The organism is Paludibaculum fermentans, assembly GCF_051172195.1.
Taxonomy (GTDB): Bacteria; Acidobacteriota; Terriglobia; order Bryobacterales; family Bryobacteraceae; genus Paludibaculum; species Paludibaculum fermentans_A.
This window is the reverse complement of record NZ_JBPJAQ010000001.1, coordinates 781,213-800,187: the sequence shown is the minus strand read 5'-3', so window position 1 is coordinate 800,187 and position 18,975 is coordinate 781,213. Positions and strand designations below refer to the sequence as shown.

Annotated in this window: 18 protein-coding genes and 1 tRNA gene; 7 read left to right on the top strand and 12 right to left on the bottom strand. The window is 57.4% G+C overall.

Annotated elements, in window-relative coordinates:
- Positions 1-28: 28 nt before the first annotated feature.
- Complete coding sequence (locus ACR9Y2_RS03375) at positions 29-2,059, bottom strand: hypothetical protein (RefSeq protein WP_435039638.1); 2,031 nt, start codon at positions 2,057-2,059, stop codon at positions 29-31.
- Positions 2,060-2,273: 214 nt separating this feature from the next.
- On the opposite strand from ACR9Y2_RS03375, the gene ACR9Y2_RS03370 reads away from it, so the two are divergent.
- The gene (locus ACR9Y2_RS03370) at positions 2,274-2,714 is read left to right on the top strand and encodes a RidA family protein (protein WP_435039637.1); all 441 of its coding nucleotides are present in this window, start codon (positions 2,274-2,276) and stop codon (positions 2,712-2,714) included.
- A gap of 27 nt (positions 2,715-2,741) precedes the next feature.
- Here the strand turns inward: ACR9Y2_RS03370 and ACR9Y2_RS03365 are convergent, their stop codons facing one another.
- Entirely contained in the window at positions 2,742-4,322 is a 1,581-nt protein-coding gene (locus ACR9Y2_RS03365; RefSeq protein WP_435039635.1) for a rhamnogalacturonidase, read from the bottom strand.
- Positions 4,323-4,329: 7 nt separating this feature from the next.
- Positions 4,330-5,091: an SEC-C metal-binding domain-containing protein gene (locus ACR9Y2_RS03360; protein WP_435039634.1), complete on the bottom strand. Its 762-nt coding sequence runs from the start codon at positions 5,089-5,091 to the stop codon at positions 4,330-4,332.
- A gap of 236 nt (positions 5,092-5,327) precedes the next feature.
- Between ACR9Y2_RS03360 and ACR9Y2_RS03355 the strand changes: the two genes are divergently transcribed.
- Together ACR9Y2_RS03355 and ACR9Y2_RS03350 are read left to right on the top strand one after the other, a co-directional pair.
- Positions 5,328-5,403 (top strand) — tRNA-Thr (locus tag ACR9Y2_RS03355).
- Positions 5,404-5,472: 69 nt separating this feature from the next.
- Positions 5,473-6,345 (top strand): tyrosine-type recombinase/integrase, encoded by an 873-nt coding sequence (locus ACR9Y2_RS03350; RefSeq protein WP_435039633.1) that lies wholly within the window; start codon positions 5,473-5,475, stop codon positions 6,343-6,345.
- Here the strand turns inward: ACR9Y2_RS03350 and ACR9Y2_RS03345 are convergent.
- The 8 genes from ACR9Y2_RS03345 to ACR9Y2_RS03310 form a co-directional block, all read right to left on the bottom strand.
- Positions 6,319-7,437 carry a tyrosine-type recombinase/integrase gene (locus ACR9Y2_RS03345; protein WP_435039632.1) on the bottom strand — a complete coding sequence of 373 codons (1,119 nt, stop codon included), beginning with the start codon at positions 7,435-7,437 and terminating at the stop codon, positions 6,319-6,321. The genes ACR9Y2_RS03350 and ACR9Y2_RS03345 overlap by 27 nt on opposite strands.
- Positions 7,438-7,660: 223 nt before the next feature.
- Complete coding sequence (locus ACR9Y2_RS03340; RefSeq protein WP_435039631.1) at positions 7,661-8,290, bottom strand: hypothetical protein; 630 nt, start codon at positions 8,288-8,290, stop codon at positions 7,661-7,663.
- A gap of 538 nt (positions 8,291-8,828) precedes the next feature.
- Positions 8,829-9,089: a hypothetical protein gene (locus ACR9Y2_RS03335; RefSeq protein ID WP_435039630.1), complete on the bottom strand. Its 261-nt coding sequence runs from the start codon at positions 9,087-9,089 to the stop codon at positions 8,829-8,831.
- A gap of 157 nt (positions 9,090-9,246) precedes the next feature.
- A complete protein-coding gene (locus ACR9Y2_RS03330; protein WP_435039629.1) occupies positions 9,247-10,062 on the bottom strand; it encodes a hypothetical protein in 816 nt (271 codons plus the stop codon).
- 9 nt (positions 10,063-10,071) lie between these two features.
- On the bottom strand, positions 10,072-10,353 hold the full coding sequence (locus tag ACR9Y2_RS03325) for a hypothetical protein (protein ID WP_435039628.1): 282 nt from the start codon (positions 10,351-10,353) through the stop codon (positions 10,072-10,074).
- A gap of 233 nt (positions 10,354-10,586) precedes the next feature.
- Positions 10,587-11,162: a hypothetical protein gene (locus ACR9Y2_RS03320; protein WP_435039627.1), complete on the bottom strand. Its 576-nt coding sequence runs from the start codon at positions 11,160-11,162 to the stop codon at positions 10,587-10,589.
- A gap of 54 nt (positions 11,163-11,216) precedes the next feature.
- Positions 11,217-11,474, bottom strand: a complete 258-nt coding sequence (locus ACR9Y2_RS03315) for a hypothetical protein (RefSeq protein ID WP_435039626.1) — start codon at positions 11,472-11,474, stop codon at positions 11,217-11,219.
- Positions 11,471-11,728 (bottom strand): hypothetical protein, encoded by a 258-nt coding sequence (locus ACR9Y2_RS03310; protein WP_435039625.1) that lies wholly within the window; start codon positions 11,726-11,728, stop codon positions 11,471-11,473. The genes ACR9Y2_RS03315 and ACR9Y2_RS03310 overlap by 4 nt, the downstream gene beginning before the upstream one ends.
- Before the next feature lie 528 nt (positions 11,729-12,256).
- Between ACR9Y2_RS03310 and ACR9Y2_RS03305 the strand changes: the two genes are divergently transcribed.
- Complete coding sequence (locus ACR9Y2_RS03305; protein WP_435039624.1) at positions 12,257-13,378, top strand: bifunctional DNA primase/polymerase; 1,122 nt, start codon at positions 12,257-12,259, stop codon at positions 13,376-13,378.
- Positions 13,379-13,485: 107 nt separating this feature from the next.
- Here the strand turns inward: ACR9Y2_RS03305 and ACR9Y2_RS03300 are convergent, their stop codons facing one another.
- Positions 13,486-14,151: a hypothetical protein gene (locus ACR9Y2_RS03300; RefSeq protein WP_435039623.1), complete on the bottom strand. Its 666-nt coding sequence runs from the start codon at positions 14,149-14,151 to the stop codon at positions 13,486-13,488.
- A gap of 400 nt (positions 14,152-14,551) precedes the next feature.
- Between ACR9Y2_RS03300 and ACR9Y2_RS03295 the strand changes: the two genes are divergently transcribed.
- From ACR9Y2_RS03295 to ACR9Y2_RS03285, 3 genes are all read left to right on the top strand, one after another.
- On the top strand, positions 14,552-15,082 hold the full coding sequence (locus ACR9Y2_RS03295; RefSeq protein ID WP_435039622.1) for a hypothetical protein: 531 nt from the start codon (positions 14,552-14,554) through the stop codon (positions 15,080-15,082).
- Positions 15,083-15,925: 843 nt separating this feature from the next.
- Complete coding sequence (locus ACR9Y2_RS03290) at positions 15,926-16,735, top strand: HNH endonuclease (protein ID WP_435039621.1); 810 nt, start codon at positions 15,926-15,928, stop codon at positions 16,733-16,735.
- Positions 16,736-16,903: 168 nt separating this feature from the next.
- Positions 16,904-17,851, top strand: a complete 948-nt coding sequence (locus tag ACR9Y2_RS03285) for a DUF4238 domain-containing protein (protein ID WP_435039620.1) — start codon at positions 16,904-16,906, stop codon at positions 17,849-17,851.
- The last annotated feature ends 1,124 nt before the right edge of the window (positions 17,852-18,975 follow it).

Below are 18,975 nucleotides of genomic sequence, written 5' to 3'. Positions count from 1 at the left end.
GCCTCCCGGGGTGGGCGGCCTTCTTCGTCTATAAGCCCAGTCGTCTTCGAATCTCAGCCAGGGTCTCCGACAGCGGCTGGTGCTTCTTCAGCATGGTCCAGCGAGGCGCCTGATAAACCCAGTTGCCCGCCCTATCCGGCAAGCGCAGCGCGCGCTGCGACTCCATCACCTGGAGATCGAGGACATACAGGGCAGTCTCCTCATCCTGGGCTATCAGGCTGGCGCCCTGCGGCGGAACGGCCTGCCTGTCGATCAGGATGTAGTTGACCGGGATATGTTCCAAACGGCTGCGGTGCGCGTAGTAGGCCCAAACAGAAGGCAGCACCCCGAAGCGGCGGTCCGGAACCCCCTCCTCCCAGCCGTCCGGTATGGCGTGGATCATCAATTGGAACCCCTTGAATGCCCGAGGTTCCTGCCGGTCGTAGCCGGCGATGCGGCTCTCGATGGTGGAGCCGATGGCGCGTGTCGCCAGGAAGACATTGGGATTGGCGGGCCAGGAGAGCGCGAGCGCCAGGCAACCGGCGGCGGCCGTGGCCAGGTGGAAGCGGCGCCGGTCCAACTCTCCAACAGGCTCCATCCGCCAGTAGACCACCAGGGGCAGCAGCATCGCGGGTACGAAGTAGTGCACGTGCACCAGCGCCTGGGTATAGAAGAACAGGAAGTAGCCCAGCGTGGTCAGCGTAATTGCGCGGCTGAACTCGTCCTGCCTGCGCCACAGCGCCAGTGCACCAAAGGGAAGGATGCCGGCCGGCAGGGCCACCCACAACCAGCGTTTCAGAAAGAGCGCATCCCACACGAAGCGCAGGCGCAGCATGGCCCCAATCTGATAGATGTTCAGACGCTCTTCCAGCAGGGCAGACCAGCCGTGTTCACCGCCGGGCCGAGCCATTCCGATCATCGGCAGAAAATGGTTAAGAAGGCGCGCGACGGCCATGCAGGCAGCAAGCGCGGCCAGCGTCGCCAGCACCTGCCGCTTGGGCCGCTGCTTCCATGCGGCCAGGGTCGCGGCGCACCAGAGCGCAGCGAGCATCACGCCGGTCGGCCAACAGATATACAGCGCCACGGTCCACAGCACGATCCAGCCGTACGCGCGCTGGCAGAAGGAGAGCGCGAAGCCAAGGAAACAGATCACAAACAGCGTGTCCTGGGTCGCGGGTGAAGCGAGATCGGCGTGATAGGGGTTGTAGGTGATGCTGTAACCGGAGACCACCAGATAGATGATCAGCGCCAGCCAGATGAGGATTTGACCGGGCCGTCCAACCCGCCGCGCCACGGCGGCCAGAACTCCGAAGAACAGCACCATCAGATAGAAGAACAGGGGCACGCGAGCCGCAGCCTCGCTGTCTCCGAAGAGGCGTATGAACCACGAGCCAGGGAAGGCGAACAGCATCGTGGTGAAGCCCGGGAAGCTGGCGTCGCCCGATTCCGGCGGCCAGAACGGCAAGGCGTGAAACAGCAGGCGGCGGCTGGTTTCTAGCACCTGATGCCCGTCCGGATGGAAGGCTTCCCAGTAAATCTTGGGCACCAGTGCGGCCATCAGGCACCACAACACGACCACGGAGAGCAGCACCGCCTCGAGGTCACCCCTGGTCCACTCCGGAACCAATGACCTGCGGCCTGCGCGCAGCCAGGCGATTCCAAACGAGACGGTGGAAAGCCCGGCCAGAAGCGCGAAGAAGCCCATCCCCGCCAGCGGGTGGCTCATTCCGGACTGGACGAGGCCCGCGCACAGGCTCACCACGGCCAGGCTCAGCCCGAAGCCCGAGAGAATCCAGCGGTCCAACCGGGGCGCGGCGCCGGCCGCGAATGCCAGGAAGAGGCCGGGTGCGAGACACAGCAGGAAAGAACTGAGCGCCGCGAGTGGCGCGCGCAGATACAGCAGCCGGCCATGTTCCGGTACAAAGTAAGGGTGCGGTCCGGAGGCCCTGGGGAACAGCCGCGCGGCTTCCGCGATGGCTCCGGAATCAACCAGCGCCGGGATGGCCGCCAAGGCGAGGAGGGCTGCCGACTGCAGCAGGAAACGGCGGCCGGGCGAGTCGCTTTCGGTCACTTTGCCCAAGTCCACCCTTCACCACCATGCCTCCGGCCTTCGGCTGTGTGGTCCTGAAGTGAAATCGGCCCCAAGGGAAAGTTTTGGACGAGAGGCATACTGTACTACTGCAGTTGTGTTACGGGTTCGCAAAATTCTAGCCCACGAGGCCCGTGCATAGCAAACAGCCGGCCCTGGGATAGCGGCTGAACGGGATTCGGCGATAATAGCGGAAGACCCCCGCATGACTCCCCAACAGACCGCAGAATCCCTTGGCATCGAGTTCACCAGACAGGAGCCCGGCTACCTGAACCTATGCATCCGTTCAGGCAACCAGCTCATCAGCTCCGGACACGTCAGCACGGCGAAGGGTAAGCTGGGCGCCGGTATTTCTACCCAGGAAGGCTATGCCGCCGCACGGGACTGCGCGGCGAAGATCCTGAACTCCGTCTGGAATGCGCACGGGACGCTGGACGGGCTGCGCGTCATCAAAGTGCTGGGCTGCGTGAACTCGCACCCCGACTTCATTGAGCAGCACCTGGTCATCAACGGAGCGTCCGACCTCTTCCACGAGGTATTCGGCAAGGTGGGCAACGGGTACCACGCCCGCTCGGCGCTCGGGTTCGTTTCGTTGCCGGTGGGCGCTGCTGTCGAGGTCGAAGCCGTGTTTGAGATCCTGGCCTAGCCGCCCGTCCGGCGCGTTTGATCCGGCTTACTTCCACTCCCTGGGTTCGATCTGGTCGATCCGTCCATCCGGCGCCACGGACGAGTCGCGCACCACGAAACCCTGGACATCTTTCATTCGCATGCTGAGCGCGCCGGCGGCTTTCTGCGCCTGGACGTGGTCGAGCTCTATGCCTTTGACATCTTCCAGCACCAGCGCGGGCCGTGTATCGTCTTTGGCGAAGGTCAGCTTGATGTGGTCCATCTCGATGCCCTTGGCGTGGCGGATGAAGAAGCCATAGGCGGGCAGCAGGCCGAACATCGAGGGCTCAGGGTATTCCTTCTCTCTTTCCGGCGTGGCGTAGGGTTCCCGTGGCGGGATGCCGCCCTGGGCTCGGTAGAAGAAGGTGTTGACCAGGTTGGCGGGCTGTTTAGCCGTATCGTCGAGGCTCAGGCCGCCACGGTATTGGATGGTGATGTGGCTGAGCTTCACGTCTTCGATCTCGTGACCCGGGATGCCGCTGAGGATGGAGCCATAGCGGGGATCGGCATCGGAGACAACGACGTTGGTGATGCTGACGCGGCGGATGGCTCCGACAGGGGTACCTTCGGGAGCGCGCATGCGAGCGCCCAGGCGCAGGAAGATGGGCGCATTGGAGACGTCGCGCATGGTGAGGTTGGAGACCGCGACATCCTCAATGCGGCTGCCGTCGACGGATTCCAGGGCGAGGCCGCGGGAGCGGTCGAAAACGATGTTCGAGATGGTGATGTTGCGGAAATCGCCCTCCGACTCCGTGCCGAGTTTGATACGGCCGGTGGGACCATCGCGGTCGGGCGCCCGGGTGAGGGTGCGCTTGTTGGTGCCGTCGAGCAGCGAACCAATGTCGTAGCCGGCGACCAGGCAGTTCGTGATCGTGACGTTCTCCGTGGGCTTGGCATAGCCGAGGGCATGCGAGGTCTTCAGGACGATGGCGTCGTCGTTGGGGGCGTTGACACTGCAGTTCGAGATACGGACGTTGCGGCACGAGTCGATGTCGAGGCCGTCGCGATTGGTATCGATCCTGAGGTTGTCGATGGTCAGGTTCTCAACCCCGGTGGCGAGCACCCCGAAGTGGCCGCCGTTCAGGATGGCGAAGTCGCGCAGGGTGACGTTGCGGCACAGCTTGAGGGCGATGGTCTTGTTGCCGCCCTGCTGGCGTTCGCCGCGAGTCAGGCCTTTGCCGTGAAGCAGGCCGGAGCCGGTGATGGCGATGTCTTCCAGCGACTCGCCCCAGATCAGCGAGTTGTGCCAGTGACTGTGGCCGAAGTCCTGGAATTTGTTGGATTCATTGGGTTCGGGCGCATCGAAGGCGGGTCCCTCGCTGGAGGCTTCGATCACTGAGCCGCTGTCGAGTTGGAGGGTGATGTGGCTTTTTAGGCGGATGGAGCCGGAAAGGTAAGTGCCGGCCGGGAAGACGACGGTGCCTCCTCCGGCCGCGGCTGCGGCTTCGATGGCTTTATTGATAGCTGGGCTGTCGAGGGTCTTGCCGTCGCCGATGGCGCCGAAGTCCTTGATATTGAACGTGGCGGCCTGGGCGGCAAGGGTGATGAGGGTAAGGACGAGCAGCCGGATTCCGGGATGAACGCGCATGGATGACCTACTTTCCTAAAGGTGCGCAGAGGGCTGCGGGTATCCTATCGCGCGGGGGGGCCTGCGTGGGGGGCGCCGCGACTCCAAGATGGGGCGGGGCTGTCTGGCCGCAGCAGCGTTTGTACTTAAGCCCTGAGCCGCAGGGGCAGGGGGCGCTGCGAGGGGTGGCCGGAGTGGCTGAATTGGGTTCGTCCGTCAATTTTGTGGTTTCGGGGCGGACGGGGCTGGCCGTTGGAAGGGCCGCGCGAAACAAGCTAGGGAGCTCGGTGACGGCGCGGTGGCGATCTTTCCTGTCGCGATCGTGCTGGTAGCTGGACCAGCCGCGATAGGCGCGTTCGTATTGGGCCTGGAAGCGGGACTCGAACTGGAGGAGTTGGGCGAAGAGGCGGGATTCGCGGAGGAGCATATCGTGGGCGCGTACCTGGAGATCGATGACGCCGGCCTCGGGGTGGGCGGCTCGAAGAAGGTCGATCTTGGCGGTGAGCAGGTGCTCCTGGAAGAGGCGGGCGCGGCGAAGGCGCCATTCGGAGTCGGCCATTTCGCGGACGTAGCGGAGTTCGGTGAGGTCGTCGGGGCCGAGGTGGTCGACGAGTTCGTCGTGGAGGGCCTGGTACTCGGCGGGGTCGTCGCCGGGGAGGAGCACGGACTGGGAGCGGAATCCGTGGCGGAGGTTGTTCTGGGCGGAGCGGGCCTTCCCGGTGGGGGAGGCGGGTCCGGTGGACTGCAGGGCGTTCGTCTGATTGGCGCGGATCTGGGCAGCGGAAGCCATAAGGAATCTCCTGGAAATAGAAAGAGCCGGCATGGAAGCCGGCCCGATTCCACGATAGAGGGTGCGGTCAATGGAAATTCGCCGTTTCTTCCCTTGTCGATGATGGAAACAAAGGAGATAAATATCTGAAACCTCTGTGACTGGTATTTGCTACAAGTGTAAGAATAACGAGTCAGAAGGCGGTTGGGCGATATTGGCGCGTAGGGGGGAAGATGGTACACTATTGAAGAAAGCGGGCCACCCTAGCTCAGTTGGTAGAGCGGCTGATTCGTAATCAGCAGGTCGCCAGTTCGATCCTGGCGGGTGGCTCCATCTATTTCATTCTAAAGCACTTAGAAATCCAATCTGAAGCTCGTAGAGCCGCTGATTGCGGAAATCGTCGTGCTGAAAGCTCTGTACCAAACTTTCCTCCAGGAACGTCGCTTCCTCAAGAATTGCTCCCCAAAAACACTCCGGTCCTACGGACAGGCGTGGAATGCCTTCAAAGCCCTGCTCGATCCTGTGACTGCTGCTGACCAAGTTAGGCAAGCGGTGAAGGCTGGCGTGGTTGAAATGATGAGCGCCGGGAAACTCCAGCCGTCAAGCATCAACGTCTACCTTCGGACGATGAACGCTTTCTTGCGGTGGGGCAGTATCGAAGAACACTTCGTGCCGCCGATCAAGGGTGTCCCACTCCTGAAGACGCCAACCAAAGTGATCCCTACCCTCAACGAGACGCAAGTACAGCACATCGTTCAGTTCAGACCCAAATGGCGCAAGGAACGCCGGGTACATGCGATGGCGATGCTCGTGCTTGATACAGGCTTACGGCTGAACGAATGCCTCCAGCTGCAAGTTGCGGATGTGGATCTGGACAACTTCCTCATTACAGTCCAGAAAGGGAAGGGGAACAAGCAGAGGAAGGTGCCGATCTCAGGTGTCGGTCGGAAGGTACTCTACCGATACATTGCCGGCGGAGGAGACCCGAATCGGCGATTCGTCTTCACGACCGTCAATGGGACAGCCATGACGCAACGAAACGCCGACCGGGATTTGAAGCACATGGGCCGCAAGCTGAGGCTCGATTTGCACTGGCACCTGCTGCGGCACTGCTTCGGATCACTGTTCATTAGGAACGGCGGGAACGTAGCCGACCTCCAGCGAATCATGGGACATGCTGCCGTCACCACAACAATGCTGTACGTTCACGCTCAAGCATCGGACTTCGTGATGGCGCACAACACGCTTTCACCCCTTGCGAAAGCGTCTCGGTGAGGTCATACCCACCCGTTTGAGGTCCTTCGGACGGCGTTTGCCAGGGCGTCGGCCCGACTGCGCAAGCGGCGAGTGTTGATCGTGGATGGCAACGATTTCTTCGATCTTGATGCCAACGTAGCGAATAGTGGTGCGAACATCAGTGTGCCCGAGAATCTGCTGAAGATCGGACAACAACCCGCCGTTTCGGAGATATAGCGTGGCAAACGTGCGTCTGAAGGAGTGCCAGCCCACCCACGCAAAACCTAAACGCTTTGCGACGGCCTTCAGGTCACGAAGGACGTTGCGATAACTGACGTGTCCACCATGCTTGGTAGTAAACAGTGGCGCAAGTGAATGCTTACCCGACGAGCGGACATCACTGGTCAGAGCCAAGAAGTAACGCAGAGTCTTCCTGCCCTCAGCGGAAAGAGGAACCTCCCGATTAGCACCTCCCTTGCCCTTTCCAATCCAAAGACGGTTGCCTGCCCACTCGATGTCCGACTCCTTTAGCATCAGGCATTCCTCTATTCTCATTCCGGTGTCGAGGATCAGCAGCCCGATGTGTTTCGCACGGAGTTGTGAAGGTGCAGCAGCGTCGAACTCTTGCCACTTCAGAATGTCGTCAACATCTAGCGTAGGAAACGGTTTCCGCTTCTCTACCGAGAGTTTTTCGATCTTGAGGGTATTATCCAGGAACCCAAACTCGTTACACCATGAGAGAAACGAGTTGAATCCTCGGATGTACACGTTCATCCCGGAGCGGTTGACCTTGCCCAAGCTAAGGCGTTGGTCAATGATTGTTCGGAACTCTTCGATCAGGTCTTCTTCGTAAGCGGTCTGAAGCAGTGCGGGTTTGAACACTTCATAGCACTGTCGGTAGGACCGCACTGTTTTCGGGCGAAGAGGCTTCTTGTCGCTCGCACGTTGACGATCCGCAATGAACCGCTCAAATGCTTTCGAAAGCTGCTGTTTTACAGGCGTCCGGTGTGTTCGTGATCGCTTCTGGAGCAGATCTGGTCTCTTTACGAGCGTCTGGGACTCCGGGAGTCCACAGGCTACTGCCGGGTTGAAAGCGCCATTCTTGTTCACTTCAAAAACTTCATTCTTCATTCACGTCGTTCGCAGGGACGAGCAAATATGGTGTTCCGGCTCATATGCATCTCCTTTCAAATTTGAATTTTCAAGCGCCACCGACCGATGCGGCTCGGCGGGCTGGTTGTGCCACTGAAAAGCACAGCGGCTCGGCCGATGTGGACGACGCTGACGGCCAGGATCGGATTCTGGTCCTTGCTTTCCGCCGAATCCGAAATCGGAATACCTTGGCAGTGCCTTGTTAAGCTGCGACCGAGGATTGTCCGGTCATTGTTTCTACGATCTCGTAGGCCGTATCCAATGACGGTTGCCAAACTACTTCCCGCTCTTTCTTTCCGTTGAAGTAGGCGTACACGTCGGCCCGGCGGACCTGCGCAGAGATTACGTACGCTTCGTCGTTCAACAGCATTGTTTGCCGTTGGGCAAATGCACGGGCGACAGCTGGTGAGAGTGTCCACGACATCTCAAGCTCAAACCCCGCACGGCAACCACGATATACGGTTATTGATCTCGGAAGTCCTCTCAGCGTTCGACGCTCAGAACGGGACATCAAGTGTGATCGCTTGGGGCGGTTGGCCGTGAAAAGCTCTTCCCACACGTACCATGGCGTCGGCTCAAACACTATCACAGCGTCATACTCGGTCCACACTGCGCCGAGCAAGCTCCAGTACTCTTCATCGGTGAGGTAAGGTGCAATAGTCCGAAAGGCGTCAGGGCGCTCGCCGTTGCCGCACGCCACAAACAAATATCCGAACCACCGTTTGGTTTCGATAGCAATACGAAGATTCTTGGCTTGAGCCTCGGCCCGTTGTTTCAACCATGCGTCTCGCTGTTCTGGGGGCAGAGCATTGAGCATTCGTTCATTGAACATTTCGTTGTCGTCTCCACTTTCTCAGCCACCCCACTGGACGGCTTCGGTTGATTGTTGGCGGCACTGGCGACACCCGGCACCGGGGCGTCAGCGACCCGTCTTGGCAAGCGGATTACAATCTCGTGGCGTCCGAGCGCAGCTTTCCTGTGTGCTGTCTTGATTGGTGCTTGATCGCCCCCGCCAGGAGGCCAGTTGTTGTTGGTATAACCGTCGATCACTCAATTGGCGGTGGATCTCTGCCCGGGAGGGGCAGCGGCACATTCACAAACATGGGACCTGAGCAGATGTTCTCAGCAGGTAGGCGCTGATCCGGCTCTGAGTCTTCTGTCGTGAGGCTCTAGGTTACTCAGGCCCCTGTGTCTGTGACGTGACTGCTTCGGCGGTGAAGCGGGCTTCGTCTTCCATCATGGCGATTCGGCCCGATACGTGGCGCCCGACTGCAAACATGTATCCCCCACGAAAGTCCTCAGCGTCGTCCTCGGCTGTGAACGGCACGTCCACGCCTTCGAAGACATCATAGAAACTATCGTGAAATCCATCAAGACAGATTCGCTTTGCAAAGCCCTGGCTCCACCAGGGTTGCGTTATCCATGACCTCTTTCAGCCAGCCATTCGTGTAATCCGTTGCGGCTGTCTCTTCGCCTTGCATATAAGCATCTAGCATTTTCTGTTTTATCTTCCTTCTGCTGCCACCACTGAGGGGCATCGAGTTGGTCACTCTGCCGATGGTGGGAAAGAGCGACGGGTTGATGTTGGCGGCACTGGCGACACCCGGCACCGGGGCGTCAGCGACCCGCAAGGCCAGATGTGGACAACTGGGCCAATGTGTCAGGCTGCTTCGCCTTTGAAATCGCAGTACTTGAGAACGACGACCTGCAACGGTTTTTCGCTGGTGTGTGGACGAACTGGAACGACCTTCTCAGAATGGACGTAAATGTGATGGTCGCTCGGACTGCTCACGCTGCTATGGTGCACTCGGCCTGCGCCTGGACGAGCGTCCACTGAACCAACTCCATCGCCATCGACAATTCAGTTAAAGGCAGCGACACTTCCTTCTCCTCGTGAGTCAACTCGAACGTTTCTGTGGAGCGAGTCGTTGAATATGTAAAGCGGACAAGGTCCCTGGGCTGATGCCAGCAATATGTCTTGCCTCCAATGGCAAATTTGAACATGATGAAGATGAGCTTCTTTGCTGGAGCAACAACTCCCGAGCCCTTGCAGCGATAGCACGGGTAATCGTGCTCGGTTTCCACTCCATCGCACATCCAGCATTCCTTCGGCGCCAATTCCGTCTCGTGCTCGTTACAGTCAGTTAGATATCCGTTCTCATAGAGCACTCGAATTAGATCTCTTTTGGAAGCGTAAATTTTGTCTCGTAGATATGAACTACACTCCTTGTGTTTTGCATAACGGTTCAGCGCAAACATGTACTCGCAAGCGATTGGGAGTGCGTCCCGCCAGTTCTGGTATGTTGAGGTAATGCGGGCGATCCGCTCTGACCGTGCTTGGTCGTTCGCTTTTACTGCTGCTGCGACCCGTGCATCGGCTTTCTCTCTTTGGGTAGCCTTATTCATTCGCCAAACGATGAATTCTGGCGACGATTCAGCGGCAGCAACACGTTCGAGGGCATACAAGAATCTCGTGCCCGAACCGACTCCATGGTAATGCCACGTCTCGGTTTCGTCAGGCTCCCCTAGGAATTTCTTGATCGCTGATCTAGTCCAGCCACGAGCCGCAACCAAGTCATTGGTGGTCAGTAGGTTGGTTCTCATTTGCTCTCCCTATACGGCCTTCCGGCATCTGATCTCGCTTCTTACGGCATCCAGAACCGTGTTCACGAAGCAGATCGACGCTTGGTTTGCGTTGACAATGAGATTCCCGCACGGCCACTCCGATCGCTCCAGAGCCCCCAGTGCGAGTTCTTGGCCGTACTGCACCAGGAGATTTGCATAAGTTGCCTGGAGATCATCGTCCGAGAGTGGCGACAACACCACGTTCATCTCGAAGGGGCAGTTCGCATCTTGGAGTGATGCGAAGATTCGATCTAGTTGTTCGTCGGTCATTGTTCGTGCTCCTTCCTTTCTTTCCCACACCCGGACGCAGTTCTCCTGTTCGATTGGGCTGTTCACCAACCATCGAGAACGAGAGTTGTTTAGGGTTGGCGGTCTGCGAAGTGCGGCGCCGGGTATACGCTTCTGTTTCTGCTTGCTACGAGCGTTTTCGTCACCTCACACTATCAGCCTACACTTACCTGAAGGCGCCGTAAATGCAAGTAACTAAACAAAGATAGCTGTATCTAGATTTCCTTGACACTTCTCTTGACAGAGGTCGGCACGACGTGGTAAATGCCATTCTTGCGAGTCAGGCGGAAGTTCGGGTACAACTCGCTCCAACGTCGCTCCATGATCTCCAGTGACCGAGTTGGGATCTCCGTCATCTCGTATTTGTCCCTTGCGGTCGATTCTGCTGCGGTGCAGCCGTCGTTCCAGGCCATACGTGGGTCGTCCGGATTCGCAGTAGATCTCATACCTCGAACTCCCGAAGCACCAATACTCGATTCAGGCAATCGAGTCCGTGGTCGCCTCGGCGCCACCTTGATCAGCTCCTTGAGGTGATTGACGATCTGCTGGCCTTCCGAAATCCTCTCGGTGTATGCCCGAATGAGGCGATCGTGTTGAGCGATGGCTTGAATAACGGCCCTAAGGTGAGACTGGGACGGGGCGTGCGATCCGTACGCTTCAAGCTGAACCCTCATCAGCTGCCGTCTCATCCTGTAGCGTTCGCTCTCCTGCCGTTTCCTAGTAAGATCCTTTATCTTCGCTTCTACCGCTTTCAACTTCGCCTTGAAATCCTCTTTGTATTTTTCCTTCATCCCGCAGAATTTACCACGAACTCACCCTGGAACGATTGAGGGCAGGGACCTTGGCTATCCGCAGTCGCATTCGATCGCTAGCCCCGCCAAGAACGCCGCCGTGCATACGCTTCTCACAATGCGGCGGTGATTGAGCGTGTCCTGCAGATTATCAGCTAGGGTCGCTTCACAATCTAGGGCGTGAATCAGAAGCGCATCGACGATCTCTATCAGCGGCGGAGGATTGCCGGCCAGGATCGGATCGGCCACGTAGCTCGGCAGCAGTGTCGAGTGCGCCAGAAGTCTGACGATTCTGGCCTGTGCGATCGTCATCGCCCCCTCCGGTGATTCTGCCATCCCTGCCTTGCCGCCGCCTTCCTCAATCGGTCCTTCACGTCGCTCAAGGATTCACAAATCACGATGTTCATGAAGCTGCGGTCTCCAAGGCGGTCTTCGCTCAGCCGGGAGATGAGTTCATTCGCATCACCTAGGATGTGATTCTCAATTTCCTCTATTATCGACTCGGGCAATGTGCCGGGATCGTTGTGCAGGATCGCTTCCCAGACCTCATTGCGGAGGTGCTGCATGGCCCAACATTCAAGGACCTTTCGTGAACCCGTTTCCAGTGCGTGGGGCATCATTGTGCTTCCTCCCGTCGAAATCGTCGTGGCAGCGGTTGTTTGATTCCTAATGAATGTCGGATGGCGGCCCTAATCCAGGCGGCTTTGCTGGTCCGGTGGTCCCAACACGCTTCGGCCAATGCCTCATCCAATTGCGGCTCGATCCTGAGCGTCAGGCAGTGGTATGTGTCCTTCTTCATGGGCGGTCCTCCGGGTGCTGAGTAGCTACGTCTATTTAGCTCCACACCAGGTCAGTGATACCGCCGATGTTGCAACACCTGCCCCGCTTCACTCGATGTTGACAAATCTGAGTTTCATGCGACGATGCCAGAGCGACTCATCGGCAATGGCGCCCCGTCCAAGAAGGGGCCGACCGGGCGCCGACCGACCGGCATGAATGATCCAGCGGTTCGGGCCGCACACAATCCCAGCTTCGTCGTCTGTTTTTGCGTATAGATAATCACGTCACGTCGCATGCCGTGGCAGGAAGGGGAAATGAACCTTGAGACCTTGATCCAGTTCATGCAGTTTGGAGGGGTGTTTCCATTGGCAGGCACCTCGAAGAAGCCAATGCATAAATGGGATTGGACAACCATGAACACCGATGACATTCTGGTTGCGGAGGAGTGGCTTGAACAGTTCCCTACCGCAAATTGGGCATTGGTGCCTATAAGAGCCTTCGTCGTGGATGTGGACGTGAAAGGTGGATCGGATGGACCAACGTCAATGGACGAGGCCGGTGGCCTTACGAGGACTTTTTCGGTAAGAACTCCGTCTGGCGGCACTCATCACTACTACTTCGCTGCACCAGATGAGCTTCCCTTTGCGACACGAAACCAGTGGCTACCGGGTGTTGACATTCGCTATGGTGGCGATGGATACGTCGTCCTGCCATACTCAACGACGGTGGATGGTCGATACGAGATCATCGTTGACCTTGATGAGTTGCCATCTTGTGCTTCGCACCCTTCGGGATCCAAATCTATCCTCTCTCCTGTTCCAGAGTGGGTCAGAACAAAATGGATTGCCGAAATCGAATCAGTCACTCACATAAACTCAAATAAACCACTAATTGAGAAGTACCAAAACGTGACAGGCCAATTGAGTACCGTCAGAGACCGCATCAGATATATGTTCTTCCGGAAAGGTGCAAACCTTGCCGTGTGGAACAAGCAGCCGCTGAAGACCATGAAGGACACAACGAAAAGCGGATTTGAGATCCAATTGGCAATACGGCTGATGAATGTTGGGGCAACCGATGAGGAAGTCATGACCTTCTACAAGGCTTGGTGCAATAAGCACTTGCTAAGGCCGAAGAAGACGTTCGCCACGACCACTCGAAGGGCCAGGTCGAAGACGGCAGCTTACGTCCAGGATTGGCAAGCAAAGCAGCCAGTCCGACGCAAGCAGGGGACGACCAGAGCCGAGATCACCGAGGCCATCGAGACTGGAGCATGTCAACCGAAGGACATTGCCAAAGCAACCGGATCGAAGGGGTCGGCTGTGCGGATGATGTTGTCAAAGATGGTCGCCGATGGAAGTTTGGTCAGCACACCGTCAGGATATGCCATTCCTTGCGCTGTGTTGGCTTCTGAGCGATTTGCTGAGGCTGCGTAGTAGTCAGGGAAGGGGCCGAATCAAGACGTGCAATCGGATTGAAGATTCTCGGACATGACCCGGCAGCCAAACGCAGGAGGCACGGTAGCAACCGACCATCGACCCGACTATCGCTTGGGTGTCTGGAAGCGATCTTCCAAGCCCAACGGCAACTCCTCGAACTGAACCGTCAAGAGACGTTTCTTCCGAGCAGTGGCCTCTTCGCCCCACCATGCCACCTTGTTGTCCTGGGTCAACTCATCGACAGCCTGTTGCGTCTTCAGGCCAAAGTACAGCTTATTCATAACCATGACCGTTCCGAACTCCACCGTTATCTCACCTAGCTGAAGTTTTGTCGCAATGAACTTCTCCAGATAGTTCGGCTCGTCTAGGTTCACTGAGCCGGGTTTCCCTGTCTTAGCCATCGCAACCATTGCTAGCTCTGAGGTTGCTTTTGCCAGCTTCAAATCTAGGTCTGCCAACTGCGCCAGATGGGCTGCCGCATCCGACTTATTCAGAATTCTGGCGGTGCGCTCGATTAGCTCGATGCGCTTAGCCAATATGGAAGTCTTGAAGGCGTATGTATTGTCCCGCCGAGCTTTCTCCTCCTCGAATCTGGCACTGACGAACACGCCAGCCGTTGCCCCCAGAAACGACAGGATCGCAACGGCGACTTGGAGCCGCACGTGGCCCCACATCACTGGACTCTCGGGAGACTTGGCCGAGGGCTTCTCCAGGTGTTGGGCTTGGTCATCGGTGACGGTCGGAGTGGATGCAGAAGGTGGCTGTTCCATATGACTTAGTCCGCTCATCGTATCAAGGTCGCACTTCCGAATACATCGGCAAGGCTATCACCACGCACCCGTTGACGGTGTTGCCGGACACGCCCCGATCCCGGCGTCCTCACTGAATGGTTGGATTGCCATCAGGCCACTCGGTTTCGAGCGCCGAATGAGATCGCAAGTCCCACTCCGCTGCCAAGGCGTCGGCGGTGCTCTCCAATAACTCCACCAGTGAATCCAGACGGCCGTTTCTAAGCGCATGGTGTTGAGTTCATGCCAGACGGTCCATACCGCTTTTTCCAAGAGTCCTGGTTGACTTGTGGGGTTGAGATCACGCACTCTGACCATTGAAATGTTAAGGCGATCTCCGATCACGTCTGACGTGCTGGTCCAGGCTCTCACATCGCTTAGGGTGTTTGATGTCGTACCAAGAAACAGGAGTGACTTAAAAGCAGCTAAGAAGCGTCTGAAGGCTGAGGCATGGCGAGTACTTGCGGAACTTGGCACCCAGCGGGGCTTGATTTCCAAGTATGCGGGGCATCCCCAAGAGTACTTGTATGACTTCGTCTGGCTCGACGGTGGTGGTGCGCTGGCGCTCGTCGTGGAATCAGAAACGAGTATGTACGGTTACGACGTTTTATATGATTTCGGAAAGCTGCTGCACGCAAAAGCACCAATTAAGTTGATACTGTTCCTGGATTCACCGCTGATAGCAAGGAATGGTGAGATTCGACGGATTAGTGTCGACATGATTGAGAATGCCCTAAACTCGTACACGGGGCACGTCGCCGGAGAAGAGTACATAGTTGTTCAATTCTGCAATCTAAGGACTCGTTGCCTAGAAGCGTACCGATGGCTCGTTTCTGAAAGTCAGACCCTCACGCTGCAATCGGGCGAGTCATGCAAGCTGGTCAAATTCTTCTCGCATAGTTGGACGCCCTGAACAGGTCTGGTTGAGGCGGTGATTAACGGCATCCCCGCCCTGACCCGAGGGCCTAGTACGGACCCGCACGCCACCGCCCTAAGCACGACGAGTATCTGTGTTGTCGTCGTCTTGGATAGTAGCGGAGGCATAGATGTTATTGCTCCAAACGTGCGAGTGGCGAGGTACGCCTTGAGGGACACCTCAATCCGGCCAATGAGGGACACCAAAAAGGGCGGCCAACGAAGTTGGCCGTCCAGAGAAGAGTGCGTGGCGAGATGTGGTGCCGAGAACGCCTAGGTCCGGACCTTCGGGACGCTGTCCCCAAACCCCTGGGATTTAACGCTTTAGGTCAGATTGGCGTCGCCCACCGCCCGCTGCTGCCGGGGATTCGCCACTACGTTCGGAAGTACCCAATATAGAAGTAGCGCATTGGCCGGATTTGAGGTGTCCCTCGTTGGCCGGATTCATAGTGTCCCCCGAGGAGCATAGATCTGGGAGAAGCCTTGCGTCCGGTCGGGTACGCCCCATTTGTGGACCGCCCAGATAGCTGTATTGACGGCTTGAGGTGCTTGGGGCGCATATCGGAGGCGCCGGCACTGGTATCGGCAAGAATGTAGACACGAGCGTGTAGTCTTGCGGGTACGACACGGTTGTGCGCCGGGGGAGGTCTCCACAGATCCCCATGGCCAGCAGTTACTGGAGTAACGCCTCTCTAGGTTCTAGTGATCGTTCGCTCCATGTGTACTGGTTCAGTTCGGTCAATCCACCTGCTTGATCAAGTTGGCCCTGGCCCGATCAGCCCGACACTCAGCTCCTCCATCGCACTCTCCGCAAGTGCCGAAGAACTGGCATCATTGCTGCATGGCGAAACTGGCAAAGTTCTCAGATCGAAAAGCAGTCCTGAAAGCACTGGCCGAGTACGATCGCATGGGGCAAGACGGCTTCCTCCGTAAGTACAACTTCGGTAAGGCATTGAATCATCTCATACTCCACAACGGGCGGCGATACGATTCAAAGGCAATCTTCGGTCGGGCATTCACCATTCAGTTCCCTGCTGAGCCGCTGACCACCAACTCCTTTGGTGGAGGGATTGCACAGGTCGTCCGACCATTGAGGGCGCTAGGTTTCGAGGTCACTACGCTTAAAGAGATGGAGAGACTCAAAAGGACCCCGGGAGGGCTGCTTGCAGATCAACTGGCCCTCGATGCGCAGAAGGCCGAAGAGGAAGGGTTGTTCGATCCCCAGAGCGTTCAGGATGGCCGAGAGAAAGCTGTGCGCTCAGTCACCCTGCGCCGTGGGCAACTGGAGTTTCGCAGGAAGCTACTGAACGCCTACGGAGGCCGCTGTGCAATCTCAAGCTGCGACTGCGAGGATGCTCTCGAAGCCGCTCACATCGTAGGCTACAAGGGCAAGGCCACTAACCACATCCAGAATGGGCTCCTATTGCGGAGTGATCTTCACACCCTCTTCGATCTACGCAAGATAGGCATCGACCCTGTGACTCTCACGGTGGTTGTGGACGAGTCGATTATTAACACAGTCTACAGAGAGTGGCATGGAAAGCCTCTTCGCCAACCAAAGAACTCGGCCCAACGCCCAAACAAAGAGGCCCTCGAAAGGCACCTTCGAGGATTGGATATAGCCGCATTGGGGGTAAGCATTCGCAAGTAGGTATCGAGGGCTGAAGGAGTGCCAGCGGCGGAAAGGAGTTGACCGTGGGTGTGTCTGCGAGCTCGAGGCTGTTATGGACCGGCCTACCATTCCGCAGACCCTCAGTGTCACGATGAGTCAGCTAGGTCACCAGAGTCTGCTAAAACTCAGGTGGGGATGACATCGGACATGAATCGACAGGGCATCGCTCGCCAGAATCATTACTTGCCGCAGTTTTACCAACTTGGATTTGCCGACGAGAGCGGATGTCCTTGGGTCTACGACAGGAAGGACGATGCTTACCGCCAGCTTCCGACAAAGCGGACGGGGGTGGAGAAGGACCTTTACACGACCATGACGCCTGAGGGCCACCAAAACGATGAAGTCGAACGAATGCTGGCCGATAAGATCGACGGTCCCACGAAAGCTATCATCGAACGCCTCGACGATAAGGACATGCGCTGGGAAGGAGAGGATCGTTGGATCCTGGCGTTGTTTGTTGCCCTGATGAGGACTCGCACTCCAGCATTTGACAAGGAGCAGAAGGAGTTTGGCGATAAACTGTTACGCTGGGTTTCCAAGAAGCAGAATCCCACTCCTGAGGCCTTTGCCGATGCATGGCTCAAAGCGACTGGGGAAGTTGTTGAAGCCGCTACTGCCAAACGTGCCTTCGACGTCATCCAGAACGATCAATACGACGTGGATATTCCTCGGCAGAACATAATCAAGATGATGCTCGAACTGTCGCTGGAGCTTGCGGAAGCACTGATGACGCTAAATTGGACTATCCTGTCGATTCCAAACGCCTGCTCGTTCATCACCTGCGACCATCCGTTCGTGGTTATTCCGCCCGTTGGCTTGAATGGTGATTTGAGTGGCTATGGGATTCGGACGGCAGGAGCTACGACGGCTGTGCCTCTGAGCAGCAGATCGTTGATTTGCTTCCATGAGTCCGGCCACGGGATCGGCTACCGACTAGCTCGGCGTGACGAGGTGCGATATTTCAATGCTGAGGTAGCCACGAACAGCGAACGATTCGTCCTCGCACGAGACAGACCCCTACTGGAAAGCGTGGTCCGCCGAACCAATCTGGCCGTGGAGCAAGCGAGACCTCGGCTCCAGTTTGAAGCAATATAGTAGCCAAATGAGCGGCGGTGGCCGCACCACCGTGGCCCCAAAGCCGGCAGAAAATCCTCCTTGGCTGTGGTCGATTCAAAAGCCCACGTAAAGTGCCCTTCCTCGGCGAATCCTCTGGCCCAATTCCAGAACCTGTAAGATCAAGTCCATGGACGAACCGGAACAGAAGGCGGGCTGTCCCGAGTGCGAAGGTCAGCCTTACTACGATCCAAACGACAACCGACCAGATTGGCCGCCCCCGAGGCAGATGGACTGTCCGAGGTGTGGAGGATCGGGAGTGTTGAGCGAAATCGCCGTAAAAAGCCATTGTCCTTCTGATCCAGCGCCGCAGATTTCTGCCCATCGTCGAATCGTCCGATGGGTCATCGGAGGAATCGTGAGTGTCTCGGTGTTGTTGTGGCTGAGCTACAGGAGATGGGGCTAGTCAGAACGTCCACGCATTCGGCTATCCGGACCATCTAGCGGGGCTGGCCTGGTGTCCATCCACAGCAGGACCAACTTCTCCATCGCAAACTGGCACGCCCAGCCCTACGAGGTGCACCCGTTCACGTGTGGATTCGACATTGCAAGGCCGTTACCTGCTAGCTGCATCGCTTGAGCCTGCAGACGCAGAAGGGCATCGTCTTGTTAGAATCCGCTTGCAATGCTCTATGGCGAAGTACCCATCCCGCCCGAGACTATCGTGTGGTTGGTCCAGGAAAAGGTGTGTCCTCTCGTTCCCGCTCACCGGGGCGGCTTTCAACGAAGTCGTGCGGAGTTAACGTGCGCTCTGTATGCGGCCTTAGGCTAGTTGGGGTGTTCGCTTGGTTTCGACGTCAGCCACAGCGCCAAAGGACGGTTGCGCTTGGATCCACGTCGGGAATTCATGTGGGATCACACCTGGATTGGCTCCGATTCTCAACTTGCTCTGGCACTGGAATCGGAATGGAGTCGTTTGAGCGATTTGGTGCTCCAAGATTTCAAGAAGCTGCTTTACGCAAAAGCGCCGCTTAAGGTCTTGGTCTACGGAGAGCAACAGCAGAATCTCGATGCGTGGAAGACGATCGGCGGCTGCTTACAGTCGTTTCGATACCACACGGTTGGTGAGCGATATCTCATAATCAACGTCCGGGCCTGGACGAGCC